19 protein-coding genes are annotated in these 24796 nt (G+C 38.5%); 6 read left to right on the plus strand and 13 right to left on the minus strand.

Going from position 1 to position 24796, the window contains the following annotated elements; all coding sequences use genetic code 11:
• Positions 1 to 4: 4 nt before the first annotated feature.
• The 6 genes from KI375_RS11035 to KI375_RS11060 all read right to left on the minus strand — a co-directional run bounded on the left by KI375_RS11035 (position 5) and on the right by KI375_RS11060 (position 8957).
• Positions 5 to 823, minus strand: coding sequence for a histidinol-phosphatase (locus tag KI375_RS11035; protein ID WP_212973550.1), 819 nt, complete (start codon positions 821 to 823; stop codon positions 5 to 7).
• A 115-nt stretch (positions 824 to 938) separates the two neighbouring features.
• Complete coding sequence (locus tag KI375_RS11040; RefSeq protein ID WP_212973551.1) at positions 939 to 1709, minus strand: DeoR/GlpR family DNA-binding transcription regulator; 771 nt, start codon at positions 1707 to 1709, stop codon at positions 939 to 941.
• A 442-nt stretch (positions 1710 to 2151) separates the two neighbouring features.
• Positions 2152 to 3405 carry an L-rhamnose isomerase gene (gene rhaA / locus KI375_RS11045; RefSeq protein ID WP_212973552.1) on the minus strand — a complete coding sequence of 418 codons (1254 nt, stop codon included), beginning with the start codon at positions 3403 to 3405 and terminating at the stop codon, positions 2152 to 2154.
• Positions 3395 to 4822 carry a rhamnulokinase gene (gene rhaB / locus KI375_RS11050; RefSeq protein ID WP_212973553.1) on the minus strand — a complete coding sequence of 476 codons (1428 nt, stop codon included), beginning with the start codon at positions 4820 to 4822 and terminating at the stop codon, positions 3395 to 3397. The genes rhaA and rhaB overlap by 11 nt, the downstream gene beginning before the upstream one ends.
• Before the next feature lie 157 nt (positions 4823 to 4979).
• The gene (locus KI375_RS11055; protein WP_212973554.1) at positions 4980 to 7046 is read right to left on the minus strand and encodes a bifunctional aldolase/short-chain dehydrogenase; all 2067 of its coding nucleotides are present in this window, start codon (positions 7044 to 7046) and stop codon (positions 4980 to 4982) included.
• A 483-nt stretch (positions 7047 to 7529) separates the two neighbouring features.
• Positions 7530 to 8957 (minus strand): phosphohexomutase domain-containing protein, encoded by a 1428-nt coding sequence (locus KI375_RS11060; protein WP_212973555.1) that lies wholly within the window; start codon positions 8955 to 8957, stop codon positions 7530 to 7532.
• A gap of 343 nt (positions 8958 to 9300) precedes the next feature.
• Between KI375_RS11060 and KI375_RS11065 the strand changes: the two genes are divergently transcribed.
• The 3 genes from KI375_RS11065 (at position 9301) to KI375_RS11075 (ending at position 11048) form a co-directional block, all read left to right on the plus strand.
• Positions 9301 to 9441 carry a hypothetical protein gene (locus KI375_RS11065; protein WP_212973556.1) on the plus strand — a complete coding sequence of 47 codons (141 nt, stop codon included), beginning with the start codon at positions 9301 to 9303 and terminating at the stop codon, positions 9439 to 9441.
• Between the two features lie 259 nt (positions 9442 to 9700).
• A complete protein-coding gene (locus KI375_RS11070; RefSeq protein ID WP_212973557.1) occupies positions 9701 to 10255 on the plus strand; it encodes a DUF420 domain-containing protein in 555 nt (184 codons plus the stop codon).
• Positions 10256 to 10553: 298 nt separating this feature from the next.
• The gene (locus tag KI375_RS11075; RefSeq protein ID WP_244852539.1) at positions 10554 to 11048 is read left to right on the plus strand and encodes a flavin reductase family protein; all 495 of its coding nucleotides are present in this window, start codon (positions 10554 to 10556) and stop codon (positions 11046 to 11048) included.
• Positions 11049 to 11176: 128 nt separating this feature from the next.
• Here KI375_RS11075 and KI375_RS11080 read toward each other — a convergent pair whose 3' ends face one another.
• Together KI375_RS11080 and KI375_RS11085 are read right to left on the minus strand one after the other, a co-directional pair.
• Entirely contained in the window at positions 11177 to 12133 is a 957-nt protein-coding gene (locus tag KI375_RS11080) for an NAD-dependent epimerase/dehydratase family protein (protein WP_212973558.1), read from the minus strand.
• A gap of 179 nt (positions 12134 to 12312) precedes the next feature.
• Positions 12313 to 12822 (minus strand): TetR/AcrR family transcriptional regulator, encoded by a 510-nt coding sequence (locus KI375_RS11085; RefSeq protein ID WP_212973559.1) that lies wholly within the window; start codon positions 12820 to 12822, stop codon positions 12313 to 12315.
• A gap of 228 nt (positions 12823 to 13050) precedes the next feature.
• Here KI375_RS11085 and KI375_RS11090 point away from each other — a divergent pair, with 228 nt between their 5' ends.
• Both KI375_RS11090 and KI375_RS11095 read left to right on the plus strand, forming a co-directional pair.
• A complete protein-coding gene (locus KI375_RS11090; protein ID WP_212973560.1) occupies positions 13051 to 14754 on the plus strand; it encodes a molecular chaperone HscC in 1704 nt (567 codons plus the stop codon).
• Entirely contained in the window at positions 14751 to 16706 is a 1956-nt protein-coding gene (locus KI375_RS11095; protein WP_212973561.1) for a DUF1266 domain-containing protein, read from the plus strand. The genes KI375_RS11090 and KI375_RS11095 overlap by 4 nt, the downstream gene beginning before the upstream one ends.
• 279 nt (positions 16707 to 16985) lie before the next feature.
• Here the strand turns inward: KI375_RS11095 and KI375_RS11100 are convergent, their stop codons facing one another.
• A complete protein-coding gene (locus tag KI375_RS11100; protein ID WP_212973562.1) occupies positions 16986 to 20759 on the minus strand; it encodes a lamin tail domain-containing metallophosphoesterase family protein in 3774 nt (1257 codons plus the stop codon).
• A gap of 283 nt (positions 20760 to 21042) precedes the next feature.
• On the opposite strand from KI375_RS11100, the gene KI375_RS11105 reads away from it, so the two are divergent.
• Positions 21043 to 22077: a hypothetical protein gene (locus tag KI375_RS11105; protein WP_212973563.1), complete on the plus strand. Its 1035-nt coding sequence runs from the start codon at positions 21043 to 21045 to the stop codon at positions 22075 to 22077.
• 305 nt (positions 22078 to 22382) lie between these two features.
• On the opposite strand, the gene KI375_RS11110 is transcribed toward KI375_RS11105, so the two are convergent.
• From KI375_RS11110 to KI375_RS11125, 4 genes are all read right to left on the minus strand, one after another.
• Positions 22383 to 23564, minus strand: coding sequence for an LCP family glycopolymer transferase (locus KI375_RS11110; RefSeq protein WP_212973564.1), 1182 nt, complete (start codon positions 23562 to 23564; stop codon positions 22383 to 22385).
• 147 nt (positions 23565 to 23711) lie between these two features.
• On the minus strand, positions 23712 to 23912 hold the full coding sequence (locus KI375_RS11115) for a hypothetical protein (protein WP_212973565.1): 201 nt from the start codon (positions 23910 to 23912) through the stop codon (positions 23712 to 23714).
• 22 nt (positions 23913 to 23934) lie between these two features.
• Positions 23935 to 24180 carry a hypothetical protein gene (locus KI375_RS11120; protein ID WP_212973566.1) on the minus strand — a complete coding sequence of 82 codons (246 nt, stop codon included), beginning with the start codon at positions 24178 to 24180 and terminating at the stop codon, positions 23935 to 23937.
• A complete protein-coding gene (locus KI375_RS11125; RefSeq protein ID WP_212973567.1) occupies positions 24170 to 24745 on the minus strand; it encodes a sigma-70 family RNA polymerase sigma factor in 576 nt (191 codons plus the stop codon). The genes KI375_RS11120 and KI375_RS11125 overlap by 11 nt, the downstream gene beginning before the upstream one ends.
• Between the last annotated feature and the right edge of the window lie 51 nt (positions 24746 to 24796).

Raw genomic sequence — 24796 nt, forward strand, 5'->3', positions numbered from 1 at the left:
AGTCCTATAATGCGGTTAAAATCATTTGTTGCTCTTTGAAATAAGCCCATTCACTGAAGCCAATTTCTTTCAACCGACGGCGAACAGCTTCCATATCATCTCCGACTCTTTCTGCATCATGAGCATCTGATCCAAATGTCACTTTCACTCCGTAATATAGAGCTTTTTCAAGAAGTTCGTCAGAAGGATACCACCCACCACAATCTTTCGTTTTCCCTGAAGTATTGATTTCAATCGCTAGAGGGTGTTCACCAATAACTTTTAACGCACGATCAGTTTCCTCTGTCTCGATTTGTGAAAACACCGGATAAAAACCTTTCATAGCGTCAATATGACCTAGAATTTGAAACAATCCACTTTTGGCAGATTGTGCGATTAAATCATAATAACGATCCTTGGTTTGTTTAATCTCCTCTTTCGTTAACCCGTCCCAGCGATCCCGTTTAAAAATATTGATGCCATCAACATAATGAACAGAGCCAATAATGTAATCAAACGGATATTGTGCATATTGTTCTCGATATAACTCAATATGTTCGGGAAAAAAATCAGATTCAATACCTAATAATACGTCAATTTCCTCTTTATATTCTTCTTTTAATGCTAAAACCTCTTCCACATAGCTAGCAAAACCACTTTTGGCCATCGCAATTCCAGGATGTGCCTGATCATTCTCACTTGCAAAATAAGGAGAGTGGTCCGAAATACCGATCATATTTAATCCACTTGCCTTTGCCGCCTCAATATAGTCTCTGATTTTCCCTCTTGCATGCCCACACCGATCATGGTGAGTATGAAAGTCAAACTTTAAATTAGAACTCATAACATCCATCCTTTTATTTTTGGCTATCACTATATAAATACGCCAAAAAAGCATGAAAACCTGCTCATTGCGAAAAGTTTCGACAGGACTTTTTTTGAATATCCTCTAAAAAACCTTATATAGGATTTCCAGAAATGACTTCTATTCCTTCCTCCCGGTATTCTTGAATATCATTTTTTTTCGTTTCCTCATCCGTAATAATCGTATGAATATCCTTCAGTTGAGCAATTTTTGAAAAGGCTTGAACATTGAACTTGCTGTAATCAGCTAGGACATATACCTTTTCTGCTACTTCGATCATTTTCTTTTTCACTTGAGCTTGCCATTCATTCGTATCACTAATACCACGCTTCTTATGAATTCCTTTACATGAGATAAAAGCCTTATCTACCCGGTAAGACTCAATGGCCTCCATCGCTAGAGGACCTACATAAGAAAGGGATTTAGACAGGAGTCGCCCTCCCGTTCCAATCACCGTGATTTTCTCTCTTCTGCCTAATTCCATTGCTACTTTTATCGAGTTCGTCAATACGGTTAACGGCATATCTGGTAACCTTTTCGCCATATACCAGGCTGTTGTGCTTGCATCCAGTATAATCCGATCATTTTCTTTAACATATTGAATCGCAATATCTGCGACCATATTTTTTTCCTCAGTGTTTTGAATCTCACGTTCAAAATAGGGAATTTCCACGCCCTTATCCTTCTTTATGCTTACGGCGCCTCCATGGCTTCGCCGAAGTTCCCCCTCTTTCTCAAGCTTTTCTAAATCTCTTCGAATCGTTTCCTCTGTCACTTTGAATATTTGACTTAATTCAGAAACACGAATACTTCCATTTCTATTAACCGTTTCTACGATTTTTTCATGTCTTTCTGCTACAAGCATGTACTCACCTCGAATTAATACAATCCGTCTTATTCTACTAAATAATGATAAATCTATAAAGTGAGACTGCCATCAGTGGTTTTTTTCTTCATCCACCAAAGGTGGTTAGCGAGACTTATCGGGGAGAGCGCCCAATGATCCCCCCGATACTTCGCTTTCCATGGGCGAGTGGCAAGCCTCAGGCCAACACGATGTTGGTCACAAAGGGTGTTGCGACGTACAGGACGTACTAGTGCGGCGAAACGACAGGATGTCGTGCTTGAGCCTGCTGCCAGGACGGCGCGCATTTAGCCTTTGATCCTTTATTCCGAGTCCGAGATCTTGCCGAACTCTCACTTCCCACGGGAGTCTGCGTATATTTCCTCCGCTAAGGTAGTGCATCATTCGTTCTTGGAGCTTAATATTGTTTCACTTTATTAAAAGATACTGAATAGCATAAGAATTACCGTTTTAGCAACACTTGTGCTTCATATTCATCCACTTCAGTTAACCACTCTTCTTTGATTGGCACATTCATTTGATCACAATAATAATCCCAGATGGCACCAAATGGGTATGTCTTTAGTTCTTCCATGAGTGCTAATCTTTTCGTATAATCCCCCTTTTCTTGTAATTCACGTAAATGTTCATTCGGTGTCAACAGAGCATACAGAAGGGCCTTAAGCATGTTCCGTGTACCGATTGTCCAGGCAGCTACTCGATTAATACTCGCATCAAAGAAATCAAGTCCAATCATCACCTGATCTAGTGCATCATTACGAACAATTTCCAAGGCAATTTCTTTTAATTCATCATCAAATGTAACAACATGATCACTATCCCAACGTACCGGACGCGAAACGTGTAAAGCTAACCGATCACTATACAAAAGTAAGGCTGAAATTTTATTAGAAACCATCTCAGTAGGATGATAATGGCCTGAATCTAGTAAACAAAGTTTGTTATTTTTCAAAGCATAGCTTAAATAAAATTCATGAGACCCAACAACATAGGCTTCTGAGCCGATTCCAAATAATTTACTTTCTACTGCATCCAGATGGTAAGCTTCATCGATCTCTTCAGCAAAAATCTCATCCAATGACTCTTTTAAACGCCTTCTTGGCGTCAATCGGTCACTAGGTGTATCTTTATAGCCATCTGGTATCCAAATATTCGTTAAACAAGGAGTTCCTAATTCCTTTCCGAAATATTCGCCTATTTTCCTGCAGGCTATACAATGATCGATCCAAAATTGACGTATTTCGGCATCGGGATGTGATAATGTTAAGCCATCTTCCGCTTTTTCATGCGAAAAAAGGGTAGGGTTAAAGTCTAAACCTAGATTATGTTTTTTTGCCCATTGCACCCATTTTTCAAAATGCTTTGGCTCAAGCTGATTTCGGTCCACCACTTCTCCATCTGTCTCGGCATAAATCGCATGAAGGTTCACCCGATGTTTTCCCGGAATAAACGAAAGGGCCATTTCTAAATCTGCCCGCAGTTCTTCCGGGTTTCTGGCTTTGCCTGGGTAATTTCCAGTTACTTCTATTCCACCAGATAATTCGCTCTTATTAATTTCAAACCCATTTATATCATCCCCTTGCCAACAATGGACTGATATCGGGACATCTTTTAGTTTTTCGATTGCTTTTTCTACATCGACCCCTAGACGTTCGTATTCTTTTTTAGCGTATGCAAATGTTTCGTTAACACTCATAAAATTCAACCTCCTCATTTAATTTAGGACTATATTGATCTACTTTGAAGGAATGCCTGATCATTGTTCTTGCTTGTTCAATATCTTTTATCCCACCTAAAGCAATATACTGGGCAATCAGATTTCCAATTGTTGTTGCCTCTACAGGTCCCACATGCACTTCCTTTTTGGTCCCATCCGCTACAAGCTGATTCAGATAGGCATTTTGAGCCCCGCCACCAATAATATTAATTTTCCGATACGTGTTTCCAAATAACTCTTCCAGCTCCAAGACAACCTGCTTATAGCGTTTTGCTAGACTAATCAAGATGCATTTGGCAATTTCACCTGGCGTTTCTGGGATTGTTTGCTTTGTTTCCAGACAATAGGCTTGTATTTCCTCAATCATATGATCAGGTTTTAAAAAACGGTCATCCTCCACATCGACGATAGCAGCTATTTTGGCAGATTTGGCTAAATCTGCCAATTCCGCAAAGGTATACTGGTCTGCAAAATTCCTTTTCACTTCCTGCAACATCCACAATCCCATAATGTTTTTTAATACACGGAAGCGGTCATCGATTCCCCCTTCATTTGTGAAATTATATGATAGCGCTTTCGGATCGCAGATTGGAAAGCGATTTTCAACACCCATTAAAGACCAAGTTCCAGAGCTTAAATAGATCGTCGGTTCTGTTTCAGGAACAGCAATAACGGCTGAACCTGTGTCATGAGTCGCTGGTAAGATCACATCCATATCAAAACCAAATTCCTCAACAAGCTCTTTTCTCAAACCACCTAAGTTCGTTTTCGGTTTTTGTATTTCCCGAAACATGTCCATAGGAAAACCTAACTTGTTAATAATGTCTTGATCCCACTCTTTTGTAGCTGCATTGACCAATTGGGTCGTCGTAGCATTGGTATATTCATTTGTTTTTTTTCCTGTTAGCAAAAAATGGAGATAGTCTGGAATCAATAGAAAGGTCTTTGCCTTTTGTAAAACTTCAGGATGGCTCTTCTTCAAGCTATATAATTGATAAATCGTATTAAATGACAAAAATTGAATACCCGTCTTTGTATATAGCTTTTCTTTTGAAATGATTTTGTCTACTTCTTCCATAATTCCATCGGTTCGTGGGTCTCGATAAGCAATCGCTTCTGTTAATAATTGATCGTGTTCATCTAAGAGCACAAAGTCAACAGCCCATGTGTCAATCCCAATACTGACGGGTTGCGTTGCCAGATCTCGGCATTTTTTTATGCCGATTTTTATTTCCTCAAATAGGCGGGTTAGTTCCCAGCAAAATTGCCCGGCTTTTTCGACCATACCATTCTCAAAACGATGAATCTCTTCTAAGGTTATTTGACTATCCCGCAAACTCCCCAACATGACTCTACCGCCAGAAGCCCCTATATCAACGGATAAACAATCGATCATCCTCAGCTCCTTTATATTTTTTAAAATCTTTGCGTTCAGCTCGTTCGTGTTAGATCTACCTAATGGTATGTTTTATATACGATAAGCGTTTTCATTAAATTCATAGAGGCGAATCTTCATCCGCTCCCCATTCTCTATTATTACATTCCTCATCTCATTATCTCGTAAAAGCAGCTGGAACTCCACCATCTACTGTAAGCATACAACCTGTTGTCTTTTCCGCCTTTGAGGAAGCAAAAAAGGCGACAGCTTCTGCAATATCTGCAGGGAATATATTCACATCAAGGGTTGTTCGCTTTCTGTAATGTTCTTCTAATTGATCTGGTGCTATTCCGTAGGACGATGCCCTTTCCTCACGCCATTTTGAATCCCAAATGGCTGATCCTTGAAGAACAGCATCTGGAAGTACAGTATTTACCCGAATGCCAAATTCTCCTCCTTCTGTAGCAATACATCTCGCAAGATGGGCTTCAAGCGCTTTAGCAGAACTATAGGCAGTAACATTTTTCCCTGCATAGACGGAGTTCTTAGAACCGATGAAGACCATGCTCCCCCCCATATCTTGAACCTTCATTTGTTTAAATGCTTCCCTGGCAACAAGGAAATAACCTGTTGCTAATACATCCATATTTAAATTCCATTCCTTCAAACTGGTTTCATCTAATGGGCTTGAGGTTGCCAATCCGGCATTATTGACGATTATGTCGACTCCTCCATATTGAAGAGCAACTTGTTCAAAGGCTGCCTGTACTTGTTCTTCACTTGTCACATCCATCTTAATAGCGATGGCTCTTCCTTCCCCATACTGTTCACTTAGTTCTTTTGCTAGTGCTTTCGCTCCTTCTACATTCAGGTCCGCGATCACCACATGAGCTCCTTCTTCCATAAAACGTCGACATACAGCGCCGCCAATCCCGCCAGCTCCTCCAGTCACAAAAGCTACTTTTCTAGAAAACTCAGCTTCTGGCGGTGCTAAGGATAACTTATATAATTCTAGTGGCCAATACTCAATATTATACGACTCATTCTCATTTAGAGAAACGAACTCTCCAAGTGCTGTGCTCCCTTTCATCACCGCAATCGCTCGTTGGTAAAGCTCTCCACTTACCCTTGCCATCGCTAAGCTTTTGCCTGTATTGATCATACCAATTCCCGGAATGAGAATAACGCGCGGCACTGGTTCAAACATTTGGTCGCCTTCATTTTGGTTTCGATTAAAATAAGCTCTATACTCTTCTTCAAAGCTCTGTATTCCAGCTTTTATTTTTATTTCTAACGTCTCTAGGTCTTCAGAATTGGAGTCCCACTCAATAAACAATGGGGTTCTTTTCGTATGCACTAAATGATCTGGACAAGCCGCACCTACTTGAGAGAGATCAGGAGCTTCATAACTGTTAACAAATTCCATTACTTCGTCAGAGTCATTATGAGTCACAAGCATTTTTTTATCTTGGCTGACAGCGCCGCGAATAGCGGGTAATACTTTTGCAAGCGCAGCTTTTTTCTTTTCTTCAGAAAGCGTTTGATATTTTGCGCCACCAAATGATTGCGCCTTCCTTTGAGATTGAATATATGATTCCGCCTCTTGAATCACCCTGATCGTTTTATCATAGCTTTCTTCCGCTGTTTTCCCCCACACAACAAGACCATGTTTCTCCATCAGCACAAGGTCAGCTTGCGGATTATTTTGCACTCCTTCTGCAATCATTTTCGATAAAGTAAAGCCGGGCCGTATATACGGGACCCATACAAATCGATCACCAAAGATCTCTTCCGCTTTTTCTCGTCCATTATCAGCACAACAAATACTAATGATCGCATCAGGATGTGTATGATCGACATGTTGAAATGGCAAAAAGGCATGCAGCAAGGTTTCAATAGAAGCACGAGGGTGCTTGGAATTAATCATACAATGGGATAGGTATTCAACCATTTCTTCATCCGACATTTCCTCTCTTTCCATTAATGGACGAATATCCTCCAAACGTAAACCGGTGAAATTTTCCTTTCTCATTGTAGCAAGATCAGAGCCACTCCCCTTCACCCACAGAACGTCTATTTCTCGACCTGCAAAGTCTTTTTCGGTGGTTTTCATGGAGGTGTTTCCGCCCCCCCAATTGCAGACAGACCGATCCTTCCCTAACAAATTTGAACGATAGACTAATTTTTCCACATCACTATTGAGTGAATTAGCCTTTGCTTCATTCCAAAGACTCTCAACCATTTAATCCCTCCTAAAATATCTATTTTTCAAATTATTTTATATACTTCTGTTACCATTATAATTATTTTTGTTTTATTTGTATATACCTTTATTTGTTTTTGTTTAATGAAATAAAACCAACGCAATTAAACTAATTGTATACAAAAATTCTAATAAAATAGGAGGTTTTTCGTAGAGGAATGGGGTTGTTAAATATGATTATGGGTATATTACTTTAATTATGGGTTTCATCAATGAGAAATGAGGTTATCTAACTTAGTTATGGGGAGCCTTAAACTCAAAATAAGATAAGCTAAACGACAAAGATTCACCAACTCTTTAAAATAGTTGCAAAATAACTTCTAAACTAACATTTTTTGAAGAATGATCTATTGTATCGACATATTTCCCGAGAAATATTTAACGAAAAAGAGAGACTGCTTATTGTCGAGAAATATCGACTTTGGGCAGTCTCTCTTTTGTAGTCTTATTCACTTTACCTATTTAAATCTTTAACTGCTGGGTAATAACCTCTTTCATCTGTTCTATCAACTGTTTCGCAACATGTTCTTCTGCTGATTCTGCCATAAACCGAATCAATGGCTCTGTTCCCGAAAAACGAATCCCCAGCCAATCTCCATTTTCAAGGTTTAACTTTACTCCATCCATTTGATTTATTTCTTTTATTGATTGTCCTGCCATCTCTTGAGGCTGAAATTCATTCGCTAAAAAGTCTAGAATCCTTTGTTTCTTTCCTTCCATATAGGTCATATTGTCTTCCACATAGTGAAATTCACCAAACTTATTAACTAATTCTTGACGAATTTCTTTTAAGGTTTTCCCTGTACTAGCCATCATTTCTAAAATTAATCCTGCAGATAAAATCCCATCCTTCTCTAAAAGATGATCCCGAATAGTAATTCCTCCTGAACTCTCTCCCCCGATAACAGCATCTGATTCAAGCAGCCCTTCAGCAATATATTTAAATCCTACTGGTTTTTCGATACATTTTTGACCATAATGAGCTGCGATCGCATCTAAGAGATGAGTGGTTGAAACATTTCGTACGACTGCGCCAGACTTCTTCTTATATTCAAGAAAATAATAGTATAAAATGGAGAGAATCTCGTTCGGATGCATATATTTCCCTTCATTATCAATCACAGCAATTCGATCCGCATCCCCGTCTGTTGCTAATCCAATATCAAAGTCGCCTTCCCGCATCATAGAGGAGATTCTCCATAATGTTTCTTTACTTGGAGCAGGTACTCTTCCTCCAAATAACGGATCAATCCGGTCATGAATCATTTTGAAATTGCTGCGGATATCCACTAGCAGAGTCAAAACAGAAGTGACACCAGTTCCATACATCGGATCATAAATCACATTTAAGCCTGCCTTTTTAAGAATATCCATGTCCAATTTTTCCTCAATAAACTCAACGAATTCATGATGATAATCAACACGTTCAATCCATTGTTCATGAATGGCTAGCTCATAATCTACTCTTTGGACAGTTTCTATTTGTATTTGATTGATAAGCTGTTCTAATTCTGTTGTTACAGCAACAGTAGCAGGGCTCCCGTTCTCGCCGACAAATTTTATTCCATTGTACATATAAGAATTATGACTAGCCGTAAATGTCATACCAGCTGCTGTTTTCTGCATTTTTGTCACATATGTTACAAGTGGTGTTGGTACAGACTTTGCCAACAACAAAACATGAATCTGATTGGCGGCGAATACTTCAGCCGCTGCCTTCGCATATTCCTCTGACATAAAACGATTATCAAAGCCAATGACAATACCTTGCGATTGTTTCCGTTCATTGAGGATCTTTCTTGCAACCCCTTGCGAAAAGATCCTTACATTATCAAAAGTAAAGTTTTCCCCAATAATATCACGCCAACCGCCGGTTCCGAATTGAATCATTTTAGCCTCTTCCTTTCATAATAGATGATCACCCATTTTTTGAATTCCATAAGCCCTTAAACCGCTTACATAAATATGTAACTATTTTAAGAGAATTTCCATTCTATCAACACAATTTTATGTTGTCAATTAAGACATGGAGCTGTTCCCTCCCTTTGTCCCAAGCTAGGATAAGACAAAGAAAATAATATCTTAGTATAAAACCTAAAGTCCTAGTCCATAAGATAGACTATTCTCATGTTCAAATAGATGGGATTTTATATGAAAATTACAGTTATTAATTGAATTCTATGGCTTTAATCAGTATACTCATAATTAAACAAATAAAAATGAGGTAGTGCAAATGCCAGATAGAGAGGAATACCTAATTTTCATCAGAGAACTAGGACGTTTGCTGGAGGAATATTATCAATCTCCTGAATCTATAAAGCCATTCATTTTGAATGACATTAAACTTCTTGGCGAAGTGCTTAGCCTTCATTAACCCGTGATCTTCGCCCTAACCCCATATGCGTTTTTCATCCATTGTTCATTATTGTTGATACTGTTTATTTTTCTTTGTCCTTTATTTATGAAAAGAGTGTGAAACTTCCATCTGTATGTATGTTTACTAATGCATGATGTGGTACACTATTTGTTGGAACTAAAGCATAAACGGCTATTTGAAGTGGACAAGATTGCCCTCGTTTTCTAATTGTTTGTGCTGAGGGTATTTACAATATCATAATGGAGTGTACAATCGAATGACACAAAACACGACTAGATCTCAATTTAGCCCTAAAAAACGAAATTATAAGCCTGCTATTATTATTATTTCCACCGTTTTAATTGGAATTATTGGAGTTCTTTCTGGATTACCGGGTGTAGAGGATTTTGACGCTTTTGACGTGACTTTACTTCCGCTATTTAATGCGATATTTAACAGTTTCACTTTTATCTTTTTAATATGTGCTTTCATTGCTATCCGCAAGCGCAATATTACCGTTCATCGTCGCTTTATTTATTCAGCCTTTGTGACAACAACTTTATTTTTAATCACATATGTGGCTTTTCATTATTTATCACCTTCCACTTCCTATGGTGGAACAGGCTTTATGGCAGGCTTGTATTACTTCCTACTTATTACCCATATTGTATTGGCGGCTGCTATTGTACCACTTGCCTTAACAACAGTAGCTCGTGCGTGGAATTTGGAAAATGCCCGCCACCGAAAAATTGCCCGCTGGACCATGCCGATTTGGCTCTATGTTAGTCTGACTGGTGTGCTCGTATATGTAATGATTTCCCCGTATTATTAAATCGGAAAGAGAGTTCTCACCTATACAAAATGAGGACTCTCCTTTTTGTATGCCATTTAATATAAGTTTTCCAATCATGTTTATTATATTTAGAGCATAAACATTACTAGCATTTGGAAGTAAGCCTAAAATCTAGTATTATGGACATAAATCCTTTAAGATTTTACATATGTTGGAAAGCGAATTCCAACTAAAACAATCAGCTTTTTGAAATTTAAGCAACACAAGCAACCATTCATAAGTAGAACATAAAATATAGGTATATCATTCATATTCAATCTGGAAGGTGCGTTAAATCATGGACAAAAGCTTAAACACTGCTCGCTACTTAGATGTTATGGGTAATTATCCAACGGGTGTCACCGTTGTTACGACAACGCATGAAAACACTCCTCTTGGTTTAACTGTCAATTCATTCGCCTCTGTTTCATTAGATCCATTGCTGGTTCTCTGGTCAATCGATAAACAGGTTTCGTCCTATCCTGTTTTTACAAAAACAGATCATTTTGCCATAAATGTGTTAGCAAATGATCAGGCTGATATTTGTTCTTTATTTGCACGTAAGGATATAGATCGCTTTAATCAATGTGAATGGGAATTTTCTAAAATGAAGCTGCCCATCCTTTCAGGGACTGCAGGAGTTTTAGAATGTAAAACCCTTAAAACAATAGAAGCTGGAGATCATACGATTCTTATTGGGGAAGTCCTAGACATTTTAAGCACAAATAAAAAACCACTTTTATATCATCAACGAAAAATGGGCGAAATCCCAGAGGAGTTTTATAAAGTGTAGTTCGGACTTACAGCTAACTAGTTCTGAGTGCAAGCACTCGCCAAATAACCTGAGCCAAAGAATCCGTTCTTTTTCCTTTCTTTGGCTCAAGTTTAAGTAGACATCGGTGAAGAGCCATCATTGAACCTCTAATTTTTCAACTTGTCCATTAAAAGTCGTAATGTTTCTTCAAGCCCTTTTTTGAAGGGGGTTGCTGGTATGGGACCGATACGTTGTTCATATTTTTCCCCACTCAAAACAAATCCTTCTTTGGTAAGGTACATAATCTCAACCACTTCTCTCATAAACGGATCAAACAACCCAATTAAACGAATAGCACTTTTATTTAAAGGGATGACCGGCTTTTGATTACCAGTTATCTTGCGAGCTATCTGAATAATGTCCTTACCTGCTATCAATCCTGCGCTAGGTATATTCCAATTTTCTCCATAAGAATCGTCATTTTCAGCTATGTTTATAATCATCTTAGCTGCATCTGGCAAATATACATATTCTCTAGGTGTATTTGTATTCCCAATAAAAATAGAAACCTTATGGGCAGCCATCCCATCCAACGTTGGCTGTAAATATGAATTCTGGGAAGTAGCACCATAATAATCCGGCAATCTTACAATTAATGCTTTTGCGTTCTCCCATTTGTTACTAAATATTAATTTCTCAAATTCAACTCGTAATTTACCTTTTTTCGTGTGTGGCTGTTGTGGATGATTTTCATCTCCCTTTGCAACTTGATGCCCATATACATAGATACCATCTATAATTACAATCTTCTTTTTCAGAGTATCTGCTGCTTTCATTACACTCTCTCCAAGTAAATGAAGCTTTCCCTCCATCTCTTGATATTTAACGTTGGCACATTGGAATATAACATCCGCGTCTTTTGCCGCGGCAATAATAGTTTGGTAATCAAATATATCGCCCAGTTTGTATGACAATCGTTGGTCAAAATTGTGATCCTCCATTAATGTTTTCAATTTACTTTCGGAACGCCCGAAAGCAATGACCTCTATCTGTCTCTTCAGTAATTCCGAGACAATAACCTGGCCTGTTCCACCAGTTGCTCCTAAGACAATTGCAGTTTTCATAAATCTCACTCCTTTTATTTAGTGATTAATCAATAAATAACTGTGGATGAAAATGGGCTGGGACAAAAGTGTAAACGAACTAATAGGGAGCATATCCTCCGCTCCGGAAATACACTTCGCTAAGGTCATGCATTGTTCGTCTCGAGAACTTAACATTTTAGCTTTGTCCTAGCCTCTTATTAACCGTCAATAAGTTCAGGTAGATCTATGAAAAAGGAAATATTACAGAGTATCCCTCTTGCCAAAAAGGTCGTGACTTCTCTATTAGCATTTGGAATTCCTGCAGCTTGAAACCTTTCCAGTGTGTAATTTCTAATACGTGATAAGCCTTTCCTTATAGATTGTTGTACTGCCTCTTCCGTTACTGAAAAACCGATAACCTGCAATGAAACTTCATTAGGATTTGATTCAGATAACTCTTCATATGCAGCAATCATTTTGGTGACCAAATATTCTTGGCTTGCCTCTACATTTTCAAAGGTTTGCAGAATTCGGTCAAATGCTCTATCTAAGGCTGCGATAAACAACTCTTCCTTTGTTTTAAAGAATTTAAAGACATAAGGTTGAGATATGCCCGCTTTTTCTGCAATGAGCGCAGTGGTTGTGTTATAATAACCTCTTTTCGCAAAAACTTCCAATCCCGCCTCAAGAATATCTTCTTTACGATTTTCTTTTTTTGGTCTAACCATACGTAAACACCTGCTTACAATTAATTATTGATTGATCAATTACATAATAACCGACTTTATTCTGGAATGCAAGGACATCGCTTCAAACAATCTGCTTATCTCAGAATTGTTGTATTCTGGCCTTTTCATTGTTGAATACCTATTAGATAGCTCCATTTCAACTATTTTCATTTCCCCTCTTTTTCCAATTATAGTAAAATACCCTTGAAGGAGAAGGGGGGATTTTCCATGACGACAATTGGAATTGATTTAGGTACGACCAATAGTTTAGTTGCATATTGGGATCAAGATAAGCCTCGTCTCATTCCTAACGTGTTAGATCAATATCTGACTCCCTCAGTTGTGAGTGTGGATGATAATGGAGAAATACTAATTGGGCAGGTTGCAAAGGAAAGACTTGTTACACATCCTGAGCAGACAGCAGCCATCTTTAAACGATTTATGGGAACAGATAAAGTTTACTCATTAGCTTCCCACCATTTTTCTTCAGAGGAGCTTTCATCCTTTGTGATCAAATCACTAAAGTCTGATGCAGAGGCCTATTTACAAGAAACCATCACAAATGCTGTGATCAGTGTTCCTGCTTATTTCAATGATACGCAACGAAAGGCAACCAAAAGGGCAGCTGAATTAGCTGGTCTAGAAGTGGATAGATTAATTAGCGAGCCTACTGGAGCTGCTCTTGCCTATGGGTTAAACCAAAAAGAACCTGAGACGAAATTTTTAGTTTTTGATTTAGGCGGAGGGACGTTCGATATCTCTATCCTCGAATTATTTGAGGGGATTATTGAGGTACAATCAATCGCAGGCGATAATTATTTGGGTGGGGAAGACTTTACAAAGCTGTTAATCTCCTATTTTATTGAACAGCACCAATTAAGACAAGATCAGTTAGATCCAAAGACAAAATCACTACTCTATACGCAAGCGGAACGCTGCAAACTTTCGCTTTGTGAATCTTTAACAGGGACAATGAGCGTCACGATTGATGGAGAAATTTTTGAAACAAAGATCAAAAAAGCAGAGTTTGAAAAACTTTCGCAACAGCTACTTCTACGACTTCGTTATCCCATTGAACGTGCTTTACGTGATGCTGAATTATCAGCCGATGATATGGACGCTGTCATTTTAATAGGTGGTGCGACCCGGATGCCCTTGATTAAATCCGTCATTGTAAAAATGTTTGGTCGAATCCCTTATGCTCATATTCATCCTGATGAAGCAGTTGCTTTAGGAACAGCCATTCAAATCGCTTTAAAAGAACGTGACAAAAGCTTAGAAGAAGTTATTTTAACCGATGTTTGTCCCTACACATTAGGTACCCATGTTGTCGAAGAACTAGGTCAAGGAAAAAAGGAAACAGGCTACTATTTCCCTATTATTGAGCGGAATACTCCGATCCCTGTTAGTCGTGTAGAGAAACTATATACAGTGAATGACAACCAAACGCGCCTGAATGTTGAAGTCTATCAAGGGGAGAGTCGAAAGATTGTCAATAATATTAAGCTCGGGGAACTAACGATCAAGGTCCCTCCGGCTCCAGCAGGTACTCAATCAATCGATGTTCGTTATACATACAATATCAACGGGATCCTTGAAGTAGAAGTCATAAGTCAAGCAACCGGCGAGAAGAAAAGGACCGTGATTGAGCAAAATTCAGGCGATCTTACACAGCAAGAGATTGACGCAAGACTTAAAGAACTTGCAAATATAAAAGTGCATCCGCGTGATCGTACTGAAAATCGCTTACTTTTAGCTAAAGGGGAGCGACTTTATGAGGAGATGTTGGGAGAAGACCGAGAAAAAATGACCTTTCTTTTGCAGAAATTTGAACAAGCCCTAATCACACAAAATGAAAAGGAAATTAAAAAGGCTGCAAAGACATTTAGTGAGCAGTTAGAAACGATCGAAAGGGGGATTTATTCTCGATGACTATTTGGGAAACCTTAGAGATTGAAGCAACCGATGATCAGAAAATCATCAAGAGAGCCTATGCAAAGAAATTAAAAAAACACCATCCTGAAGAGGATCCTGAGGGTTATCAACGCCTTAGAGAAGCATATGACTCTGCTGTTAAACTAGCGAAGGAAGGTTTTTCTACAGGAACTCCAGTCCAAGACTATGAAGCTTCACTGGATTTGGAAATAGATCACGCCATCGCTGAGAGTGATATTCCCTCTATAGAGCATCCAGTAGACCAATTTATCGAGAAAGTTCAAGAGCTTTATGCGGATTTCTTTGCACGTATAGAGATTGAAAATTGGGAGTCCTTACTGCAAGAGGATATTATATGGAATGTGCAATATTCTGAGCTTCTTCAAGATCGTCTCATTGACTTTTTAGAGGAGCATCCATATTTACCTGTGGCGATTTGGCAGTTATTGGATCAAGCCTTCCATTGGCAAGAGAACAAAGAAGGATTAGAAGACCGTTACGGTAAGGGGACCACACAATTTTTAGCCGAAAATATTATAGGTACTAAGCAAATGGGATATGATTGTTTTAAAAAGGAACTAGATCTTCATTATGAAGAATATTTACAACTACGAGCAGATGCGCAATTTTTTCTGATGGAAGACGATTTAGAATCTGCCGGGGAAGTCTTAGAGCAGGCCTATCAACGCTTTCAAGCTGATCCAGATTTATTACACTTACAAGGCATTTATTATTTGCGCATTGAAGAAGCTGAAAAAGCGATACAGATATTTGAAAGGAAATTAGCCATTTTCCCCACTGATTCTGACGCCCTGCTATACCTAGCCAAGTTACATTTTCGAGCTGGGAAATTTTCAGAAGCCATTCAGGATTGCGAACAACTTCTTGAGCATCAGCCGAAACATGCAGATGGGCTATTTTTAATCATTAAGAGCTATATCGGATTACATGATGAGAAAACTGCGTATGATTGGATTTCAAAAGCGATCGAATTCCATCCAGAACGCCCAGAGTTTCGTCTCTATCAGTCCAAGGTTTTAAATAAAAAGACAAGGCAAGTACCTATGCCTAAGCTAGATTTCAAAGTCAAAGGGAAAATGGCCGTTCATACGATATTAGCCTATATTTTTATCACTTTACGAAGAGCTTGGGTCTATCTTTTAGTGTTTCTTATTTTACTCTGTACACCGTTAGACTTTAAATATACAGCTTTCCTCCTCATTCCTCTTCTTTGGGAAGTTGGAAAAGTGATAATAAGCGAAACCTTACCGATTCCAATTTTCAATAAAAACCACCGACAGGAACTCTATTTCCGCTGCCTTTCAACTGGCTGTATCGATAGTAGTTTTCTAGAGCGTTATCTGACAATCTATCCGTTCACCTTGATTCGGGATCGTTTGATTGGGAAAAGGTTTTTAACAAAGGTATTAAAAAAGTGGGAGATCACCAGCCCGCAAGCATTGAAACAGAAGGTAAATGAGTTACTTGATGTGGGGCTGCGCCAAGAGTTTAATCACTTTCTTTATCAACTTATGCCCTTGTCCGAAGAAGCGAGAAACTTATATATTCAATCTTTATCAAAGGATGAATCCGATTATCCAAAACTTTTTCTAGCTAATCGAGGAGTACATACCTTAACAGAAAAAGGAATTGCGGCAGTTGATTGGGCCTGGGCCGTCTATTTATGTCGAGTTGGAAGAAGACTCGGGTATTTAACGAAAGATGAGGCAAAAACACTGATGATCAAAGCTGCCCAACTCTCGCAAGAGTCTTATTCAACTTGGAATGAATATTTTACTGCCTTTCATTTAGGCAATTATTTTAAAGCTGAGGACAGCAATCATAATCATTATGCTAAATATGGATTATCTGCGATTTTTGGATTATTAGGTGGTACTAGATCACCGTTATTAAAAATAAAATGGAAGAACGATTTAGTGGACAACTGAAAAAAAGCTGGGACATAAGTAAAACGTTAAGCTCCAAGAATGAACGATGCATTATCTTAGCAGAGGAAATATCCATGGACTCCTATGTACGCCCACGGAAAGCAAAGTATGGCTCCGGGGCGAGGATATATGCATCCTAATCATTGTTTTTTCTTTGGTGAAAACACTTATGTCCCAGCCCCGGTGCAACCGTCCGCAAGACCCCCACTTCAAGACTAGGAAATTTCAAAGAAGTATAAGTGGGGGGTAACGGACGCTAAAACCCCAATAAGTCTCGTTTTATCCCTTTTCCCACTCATTTACTAGCTCTTGTATCTGCTGTTGAAGGGTATCTTTCGCTTCAGGCGCGATATGCTTTTGCATTTGTTGTTTGTCTACTGTATCTAAGAACTTCTGCAAAAATTTAATGGCTTGTTTTTTATGTTCTTTTTGCTTATGATGCTCTGCCTGTTTTAATGTGTTGGCTAATTGATTACTTAGTGGCTTTCTGACTTTATCATCCGCAATGAATTCATCAAGAAGTATACGGACGTCACCAATACTCACTATTTCCTCTTGCTTCCCGGTAGAGAAGCTCCACATTGTAGATCTTGCTTTTTCTCCTTCTTCATTCTCAATCATTGTGTACCAATAATAAGTCTTATTTTCGTCCAAATGATTCCATGGAACGGTAAGCAACTCATCATCTGTAAACCTTTTACTGACTGTATCGATCTTTTGATCTACATAGGCATTAATCGCTAAATAGTTTGTTGATACACGCTTGGTCATTGGCTCTAAATCAAGTTCCAAGGTGTATGGTGGAAATAAGTCATAGTCATCGAGTGTCGGTGAATACGTATTGACATAGATTTTATCCCTTTCCATGTCTATATTCATCACATTCATATATCCATCACCGCCGCGGTTCGCATCTTGAAAATTCCCCAATAATTGATGAACAACCCGATTAGGCGTCCCATCCTCATTATCATCCACTTCAGTCGATAATACTCGAATAGGTTGAGAAGCGTTTTTCAAGAGCACTTCACTCCCATGATAATGACCACCAAGGACGAGCTTTACATTTTCATTTGGTAACACTACATCTTGGTAAATACGTTCTCCAATATTTGAACGTTCTCCATTTCCATTCAAATATTCATGAAGATTTAAAACCGCAAAACGATCAGGATATTGTGCTAACACCTCATTCATCCACTTAATCCCATTCTCATCTGGCTGCCATCCCATATAGACCATTATAAAATCCATACCATGTGAAGAAATTAAATCATAATGCCCGCGGTTATTTTGATAAGAACCGCCATAGTATGGTTGATGAAGGAAACGATCTTCACCAAAATAAGCATAGTAATTTGTATAATCAATTTCTGGGCGTAATTGAATATCGTGATTTCCCGCTAAAACACCATACGGGACATCTGCGTCCTCTAATATCTTCATATATTGATCAGCAAATTCCCATTGATACATTTGATTATAGGTATTAACAATATCTCCCGTATGGAAGACATATTCAATATTCAGCTCATCTTTTTTGTCTACAATCCAATTCACCTGTGATTCATACAGTTCTGGGAATACTTCTGTGTAAAATTGTGTATCAGATAACCAAACAAAACTGTAGTCATATTCCTCTCTTGGCGGAATTTCATCCTGTACAAGCACATTGATGACTCCATCACGCACATAATTCTCTATATGCACTTCCCCTTTTAAAGAAAAAATTTCTTCGGAATCCGCAACGAGGAAATCGACAATCTCCCATTTACTTGAATCGAAATTCCAAGCATACATCGTTACTTTTCTTCCCTCAAGGGAGGAACCTTGCCACACAATCTCCACTTCGTTTTGTTGTAACGAAACCTCATCTAAAGGGATCTCGAAACGATGGTATGGAAATTCCCCTTCAGCATCTGTTGTAATTTTCCCATCCTTCGAATCTCGTAATATTTCATATTCTTCCTCTGTGAATTCCGTTTCTCCGGCAGGTACTCTTTCTGCTGGTGGTTCCGTATCTACCGCGTTTTTGTATATTTTCATTTGCTGATCCTGGGCAGTGTTTATGGATAAGCCTTCATAAAAATGTACATCTAACATCTCTTCTTCTTCATTAGGGATCGTGACACTTAAGTCTATGTCAGTCTCTAAATCTGTTGCATGATTTTCTGGTGATTGAAGATTAGCAGGTTCTACTATCTTCTCTTTTTCTAACGTGAAGGTCTCTGTTTTCGTTTGATTGAAACCATTTGATGCGACAAAGTAATATTGAAGATCATCATTTCCAAATTCAATTGTAGATTGAAATAACCCAGTCTCTTCACCACTAGTTAATGAAACAGATTGAAAATCTGCTTCCTCGGCACCTTTATAGAACAACTTCACATCTGCAACTAAAAAATCATCCTCTACTGTTGCTCTGATATCCACCTTTTCCCCTGATTGAGCACTTTCTATCTCGGTTTGATTTTGGATAACAGGCTCAGTGTTAGAATCAATAGATTGTAAGTCTGTTGGAATTAAATCTGCTTCCACTGTTCCTGGTGTAGCAGGCTCATTATCGCGAACTTTAATTAGTTCATTTGAACCGATTGGGAAATGATAGAAGATCCCCATATTCTCGTACACATCATTTGTTGCTTTATTATAGCCTGCTACTGCGATCTCATCATTAGTATTAGTTGAAATGACTAGATCACGTTCAGCCCCGTTTGCCATCCCTCCACCAGCAGATGCTTTGACAATATCGACATTTTCCTCTAAATCTGTTCCATAATTTTCATTAAAATCTGCTACCGTTACTTCATCATTTTTCCCATTTTCCACCCAAAGAACAAGAGGACTTCCTGGTTCAATCATAATATCTGTCAATCCTTCAAACCAAACAGCCTCTGAGCCTGTTGGATAGCGGTAAATAATATGAAAGTCTCCAAAATTTAATGGCTGATTCGTATTATTAAAGACTTCGATAAATTCATACGCATCCGCTCCATTTAAGTTTGAAGAATCTGGAACTACCTCAGTAATGAATAATGGTGGTACCTGATTATTCTCTGCTTCCGTAATGGTGATAGAATTCTTATCCGTTGACGTTTGCTTAAACCCATTGGAAGCCTCTAAATAATATTCTATCTCCTCCTTATCAATTAAATGTTGGATAGGAATCTGATGATGATAGGTCCCTTGTTCATCCTTTTCTAATTGAAGAGAATGATATTCCTCGTCTTCTTTCCCTTTATAAAATAAGGTCATCGTTGTGATAAGAAAATCATCCTCAGCTTCTGCAGCTACTTGAACATGATCAATCGGTTGTTGAAACTTTGTCTGATCTTCCACTCGAGGAGCTTGTTCAGGGGCAATTATCACAGGATTCTCAGGTACTAACTCACTCTCAACAATTCCAGGAGTACCCATTTTTTCAGCCGCACTCACCTTTACCATCTGATTAGAACCATCTTGCGGATACTGATAGAAAATCCCTAAATTTTCCTCTACATCTAAAGTGGCCTTATTATATTGAGCAGCGACTATTTCCTCACCAGTATTCGTACGAATAATAATATCTCGCATTCTTTGGTTGGCCATTCCACCTGGCATTTTTACAATATTTTCGTTTTCAATTAAATCACTGCCATAAACTTCATTAAAATCCGCGACTGGCGTATCCTTATTCCCACTATTTTCAATCCATAACACGAGAGCCTTTCCAGGCTCAATCTGAATATCTCTCTTATTTGGCGTCCAGATTGCATCATCTTCGGGCCCTACAGGATATCGATAAATAATTTGATAATCCGCAAAATCTATTACTTGATTTGTATTGTTGTAAACCTCAATAAACTCAAAGCCGTCGACAGAATTAACACGGCTAGATTGAGGAACAACTTCTGTAATTAATAACGGCGGGACAGCATCCTCATTAACTTTTTTTTCAGAATCTTCCGCGTGAGCTGTTCTATGTATGGCAAACGTAGAGAACAGCATAACAGTAACTAGCAAAATAGATAGAACGCGACTTATATTCCTTCTAGTCGGAAAATAACTCTTCATCTAACCTCTCCCTCATATAATAAATTCAATTACTCACACAAGCCTCCTCCCATATAAATAAATCGAATAACGCCTATTTTAGATAGCGTTTTCATATCTGAATTTTCACTTTATCCAATTTCTGGTAATTAGTCAATGGACTTGATTTAATTTTAATGCGCATTTCTATTCTTATGAATAAGATAATTTATCCATGTTTTTCCTTAAACTCTTGGCAAAAGTGTTATAATTTAACTGTACACATAATCTCATTTTTAAGCGGTTTGCTAAGGAGGACGATGATTTGAAAGCAAAGTTTGCGCGATCCATCGCTGCTGATTGGGTTGATACACAGGCTAAGCATGAACAGGGATATGGAGGGGCTTATTTTAGTGGTTCCATCATTGGATTAGCTGATCAAACAGATTTAGATCTCTCTTCTGATGTAGATATTGTGGTTGTGACTGAAAAAGAAGAACCTCCTCTTAAACTAGGGAAATTCATCTACAAAGACGTTTTATTAGAGATCACTTATTTAACTTGGAGGCAATTGGCCACAACCGAGGAAGTCCTCAGCTCTTATCACCTAGCAGGTAGCTTTCGTGTCGATACAATTATCGATGATCCAACAGGGCGTTTACGGACTCTACAAAAGGCGGTTTCCCAACGCTTTTATCAGCTGGAATGGGTGAAGAGCAGATGTCTAAATGTCCGGCAAAAGGTAGAAAATGGCCTAACCTCTATAGATAGAAAAGCCCCTTTTCATGAACAAGTGACCTCTTGGCTATTTCCAACAGGCGTCATGACCCATATTATTCTTGTTGCTGCATTAAAAAACCCGACTGTTAGAAAGCGCTATCTTGCAACTAAAGAAGTATTAATCCAATATGGACATGAAACTCTCTATAATGATTTATTGTCCTTATTAGGCTGTGCCCATTTGCAGCCGCAACAAGTACAAAAGCAGCTGACTGCGCTTAGTCAAACATTCGATAAAACAGTGGAAGTGGCCAAAACGCCCTTTTTCTTTAGCTCGGATATTACCAATATATCTCGTCCGATTGCGATTAATGGAAGCCAAGCCCTTATTGATAAAGGACACCATAAAGAAGCTGTATTTTGGATCATCGCCACCTTTGCACGCTGTCATACGATCCTTGCTGTCGATGCCCCTTCCTTACACCATAAATATTTCCCATCTTTTCAAGCAGCTGTTGGTGATTTAGGTATATTCTCCATAGATGACATGTTGCAAAGGGCTGAGAAGGCACTGCAATTTCTACCTAGTCTATGGGAAGTGACTGAGGATATATTAGATAAAAATCAACATATTCAATAATAAGAACCAAAAGCGCAAGCGCCTTGATGTAAGAAGAAAAGCTAAATTCGCGCCGTCCTGGCGCAACGCCTTTCTGACCAACATCCTGTTGGCCTCCGACAAGCAAATGTTCCTGAACCTATAAAGGGTGCATTTTCCCTTTATAGGTTCATGGTTATTTAACCTCGGGCCGATGGCGCCTGGAGCTGGACAACAACTGCAAGGTAAGCTACTCTCCACAATCTACAATTTTATAAATTCCTAGACCTAAATAACTCATGGATGGTGTTTCTCCCATCCATGAGTTATTTTAAGTTAGTGCAGCTTTACTCTCCTTGATCCATATCATTGTCGGATTCAGTTTGGAGATCTACTTCATCTGAATCGTCCTCTGTTTGCTGTCCATTTGGTCCTTCTACCGTTAAGGTCTGTCCTACTTGGATATTATTAGGATCACTAAGATTGTTCCATTCTACAAGATCATCCTCTGTTACGCCAAATTGTGCAGCAATGCTTGTCAGTGTGTCATTTTCTTCAACTGTGTAGGTTTCTCCCTCTGAGTTTGCTACCGAATCATCCGACAGTTCTAAATGCTCCTTTAATAACGTTTGGTATTTCTGCACCTCTTCTTCATCCGGGAAATAATACCAGTACTTCCCGATTTTGCCTCCATCGCCATTTTCAAATTGATACTGTTCGATATTCTTTTCGATCCCTCTATATTGTTTTTGTAGATTGACCATTTCCTTAAAGGAAAAATTTGTTTTCACTTGGTCTCCTAATTCATCTAGCACATCATCATACTTTAATAAAGAAGATAAACTTCTTGCTTTATTTAAGATCGCTTGAATGATTTGCTTTTGCCTGATCTGGCGACCAAAGTCTCCTCGGGGATCTTCATAACGAATCCGTGAAAAAATAAGGGCTTCCTTTCCAGTCATCGTGATTTCTCCCTCTGGAAAATGATGTTTTTTATAGGTTAAATCCATATCATTCTCAACAGTCACTCCATCAAACGCATCGATAATCCCTGTAAATCCCTCCATATTCACTTCCACATAATAATCAATTGGAATATCTAGAAATTGTTCGACCGTGTCAATGGACATTTTCGCTCCACCTCGGGCATACGCATGATTAATTTTTTCCGTTGTGCCATTTCCAACAAGCTCTGTCCGTGTGTCCCTGGGAATACTTAACATTTTAATTGAATTTAACTTTGGATTTACAGTTGCCACAATCATCGTATCAGATCTTCCTACATCACCATCTTCATCATCGATTCCTAAAAGCAGAACAGAAAACGGGTCTTTATCTTGAAGCGACACTTCCTCTTCTCGTTTTTCAGACCTATCTACCTTCTCATGCATATTATCTAATGCTGAAGTAAAGGAAAAATAGAGATTGGCAAAATAAATACCAACTCCAATGACGAGAATCAAAAACACACTCAAGATTCCCCATATTATTTTCTTTCTTTTCTTTTGCTTTGGTTTGTTTGATCTCATTTTTCTCTCCCCATACATTAACTTTTATTTTTCTTCTTCTTGTTTTCAATCTCTTCTTTATAAAGCGTGCTCGCAAAAATCACAATTTGCTAGGCTGAATTTCCAACTTTAGCAGGAACAATCATTTTCATACCTGACACATCACTATCATAATACTTTTAATCGTATCAAAGTTGACCTTAAAAGGACTCGATCCCCTTCTATTATTTCAGAATGTTCGATACTAATGCTGGCTTCTCCATTTATATTATACCGTGTACTATTTTGCTCTTCTTCACTTATATTCATCATAGCCTCTAACGTAGACAAACCATCTTGCTTCTTCGCTTCGTATATCTCTGATGTCATATGCCAATTTTTTCTGGTCTTCTTATGGTGTACCAATTATTGTTTTAATAAGCTCAGGGATTATTGTTTTATCAGCAAAAACCCCCACCAGAATAAGAATACCTGCAGCAAGCACACTTACAATTAACCTTTTAATCCAATTTATTTTTCGAGGAATGATTCTATCCTTTTGAATAGCTGAATAAACATGGGCTTTTAGATGTTCGGGGGAGTTTATCAATTCCCCTTCTCTTTTCAATTCTTTTTTTAACTGACTCTCAAAATCCATGATATTCACCTGCCTCAAGTCTTACACAAGCTTCCATTTTCCCTTTTAGTCTCTTCAAAGCTGTATGTAATCTTGATTTCACCGTCCCCAAGGGGATTTGCAGAAGAACGGAAATCTCCTCAAGTGGATATTCATGATAAAACCTCATAATAATCACTTCACGGTGTTTCGCAGAAAGAGTAGCTAATGCTTGAATCAATTCAGTCTCTGTCTCCTTATGCAAAATGGTTTCCGAATCATGAAGGTGTTCCTCCTGTTGATAGATCTTCTTTCGTTCCAATATGCGGATTCGTCTCCATGCCTGTCGTCTCCAGTCTTGTGACTTTCTCACAATGAGGCCATGCAACCAGAAGCGGAAGGAGCGCGTTGAATCATATTGCTTTATTGATCTCCATAATGCCAGATAGACTTCACTCACAACATCCTCGACATCTTGCTGGTCAATAAGCAAGAAACGAACCGTTCGATATACATCATTACAGGTTTCATCATATAAATAGAGAAAATAGTCCTCATTTCCAGAAAGGATAAGGGTAATCCACTGTTTGATTTTCTTCTCATCCATGGCAGCGAATCCTCCCTTCTTTCTCTGGTAAAATGTTCCCTTACATATATT

Origin of the sequence: Bacillus sp. J14TS2 (genome assembly GCF_018333015.1) — a bacterium.
GTDB lineage: Bacteria > Bacillota > Bacilli > Bacillales > Bacillaceae_C > Lederbergia.

What these genes read in the sequence shown, in the direction of transcription:
- KI375_RS11035 (WP_212973550.1), bottom strand. Translation starts at nt 823, where the DNA reads ATGAGTTCTAATTTAAAGTTTGACTTTCATACTCACCATGATCGGTGT.
- KI375_RS11040 (WP_212973551.1), bottom strand. Translation starts at nt 1,709, where the DNA reads ATGCTTGTAGCAGAAAGACATGAAAAAATCGTAGAAACGGTTAATAGA.
- rhaA (WP_212973552.1), bottom strand. Translation starts at nt 3,405, where the DNA reads ATGAGTGTTAACGAAACATTTGCATACGCTAAAAAAGAATACGAACGT.
- rhaB (WP_212973553.1), bottom strand. Translation starts at nt 4,822, where the DNA reads ATGATCGATTGTTTATCCGTTGATATAGGGGCTTCTGGCGGTAGAGTC.
- KI375_RS11055 (WP_212973554.1), bottom strand. Translation starts at nt 7,046, where the DNA reads ATGGTTGAGAGTCTTTGGAATGAAGCAAAGGCTAATTCACTCAATAGT.
- KI375_RS11060 (WP_212973555.1), bottom strand. Translation starts at nt 8,957, where the DNA reads ATGATTCAATTCGGAACCGGCGGTTGGCGTGATATTATTGGGGAAAAC.
- KI375_RS11065 (WP_212973556.1), top strand. Translation starts at nt 9,301, where the DNA reads ATGCCAGATAGAGAGGAATACCTAATTTTCATCAGAGAACTAGGACGT.
- KI375_RS11070 (WP_212973557.1), top strand. Translation starts at nt 9,701, where the DNA reads ATGACACAAAACACGACTAGATCTCAATTTAGCCCTAAAAAACGAAAT.
- KI375_RS11075 (WP_244852539.1), top strand. Translation starts at nt 10,554, where the DNA reads ATGGACAAAAGCTTAAACACTGCTCGCTACTTAGATGTTATGGGTAAT.
- KI375_RS11080 (WP_212973558.1), bottom strand. Translation starts at nt 12,133, where the DNA reads ATGAAAACTGCAATTGTCTTAGGAGCAACTGGTGGAACAGGCCAGGTT.
- KI375_RS11085 (WP_212973559.1), bottom strand. Translation starts at nt 12,822, where the DNA reads ATGGTTAGACCAAAAAAAGAAAATCGTAAAGAAGATATTCTTGAGGCG.
- KI375_RS11090 (WP_212973560.1), top strand. Translation starts at nt 13,051, where the DNA reads ATGACGACAATTGGAATTGATTTAGGTACGACCAATAGTTTAGTTGCA.
- KI375_RS11095 (WP_212973561.1), top strand. Translation starts at nt 14,751, where the DNA reads ATGACTATTTGGGAAACCTTAGAGATTGAAGCAACCGATGATCAGAAA.
- KI375_RS11100 (WP_212973562.1), bottom strand. Translation starts at nt 20,759, where the DNA reads ATGAAGAGTTATTTTCCGACTAGAAGGAATATAAGTCGCGTTCTATCT.
- KI375_RS11110 (WP_212973564.1), bottom strand. Translation starts at nt 23,564, where the DNA reads ATGAGATCAAACAAACCAAAGCAAAAGAAAAGAAAGAAAATAATATGG.
- KI375_RS11115 (WP_212973565.1), bottom strand. Translation starts at nt 23,912, where the DNA reads ATGACATCAGAGATATACGAAGCGAAGAAGCAAGATGGTTTGTCTACG.
- KI375_RS11120 (WP_212973566.1), bottom strand. Translation starts at nt 24,180, where the DNA reads ATGGATTTTGAGAGTCAGTTAAAAAAAGAATTGAAAAGAGAAGGGGAA.
- KI375_RS11125 (WP_212973567.1), bottom strand. Translation starts at nt 24,745, where the DNA reads ATGGATGAGAAGAAAATCAAACAGTGGATTACCCTTATCCTTTCTGGA.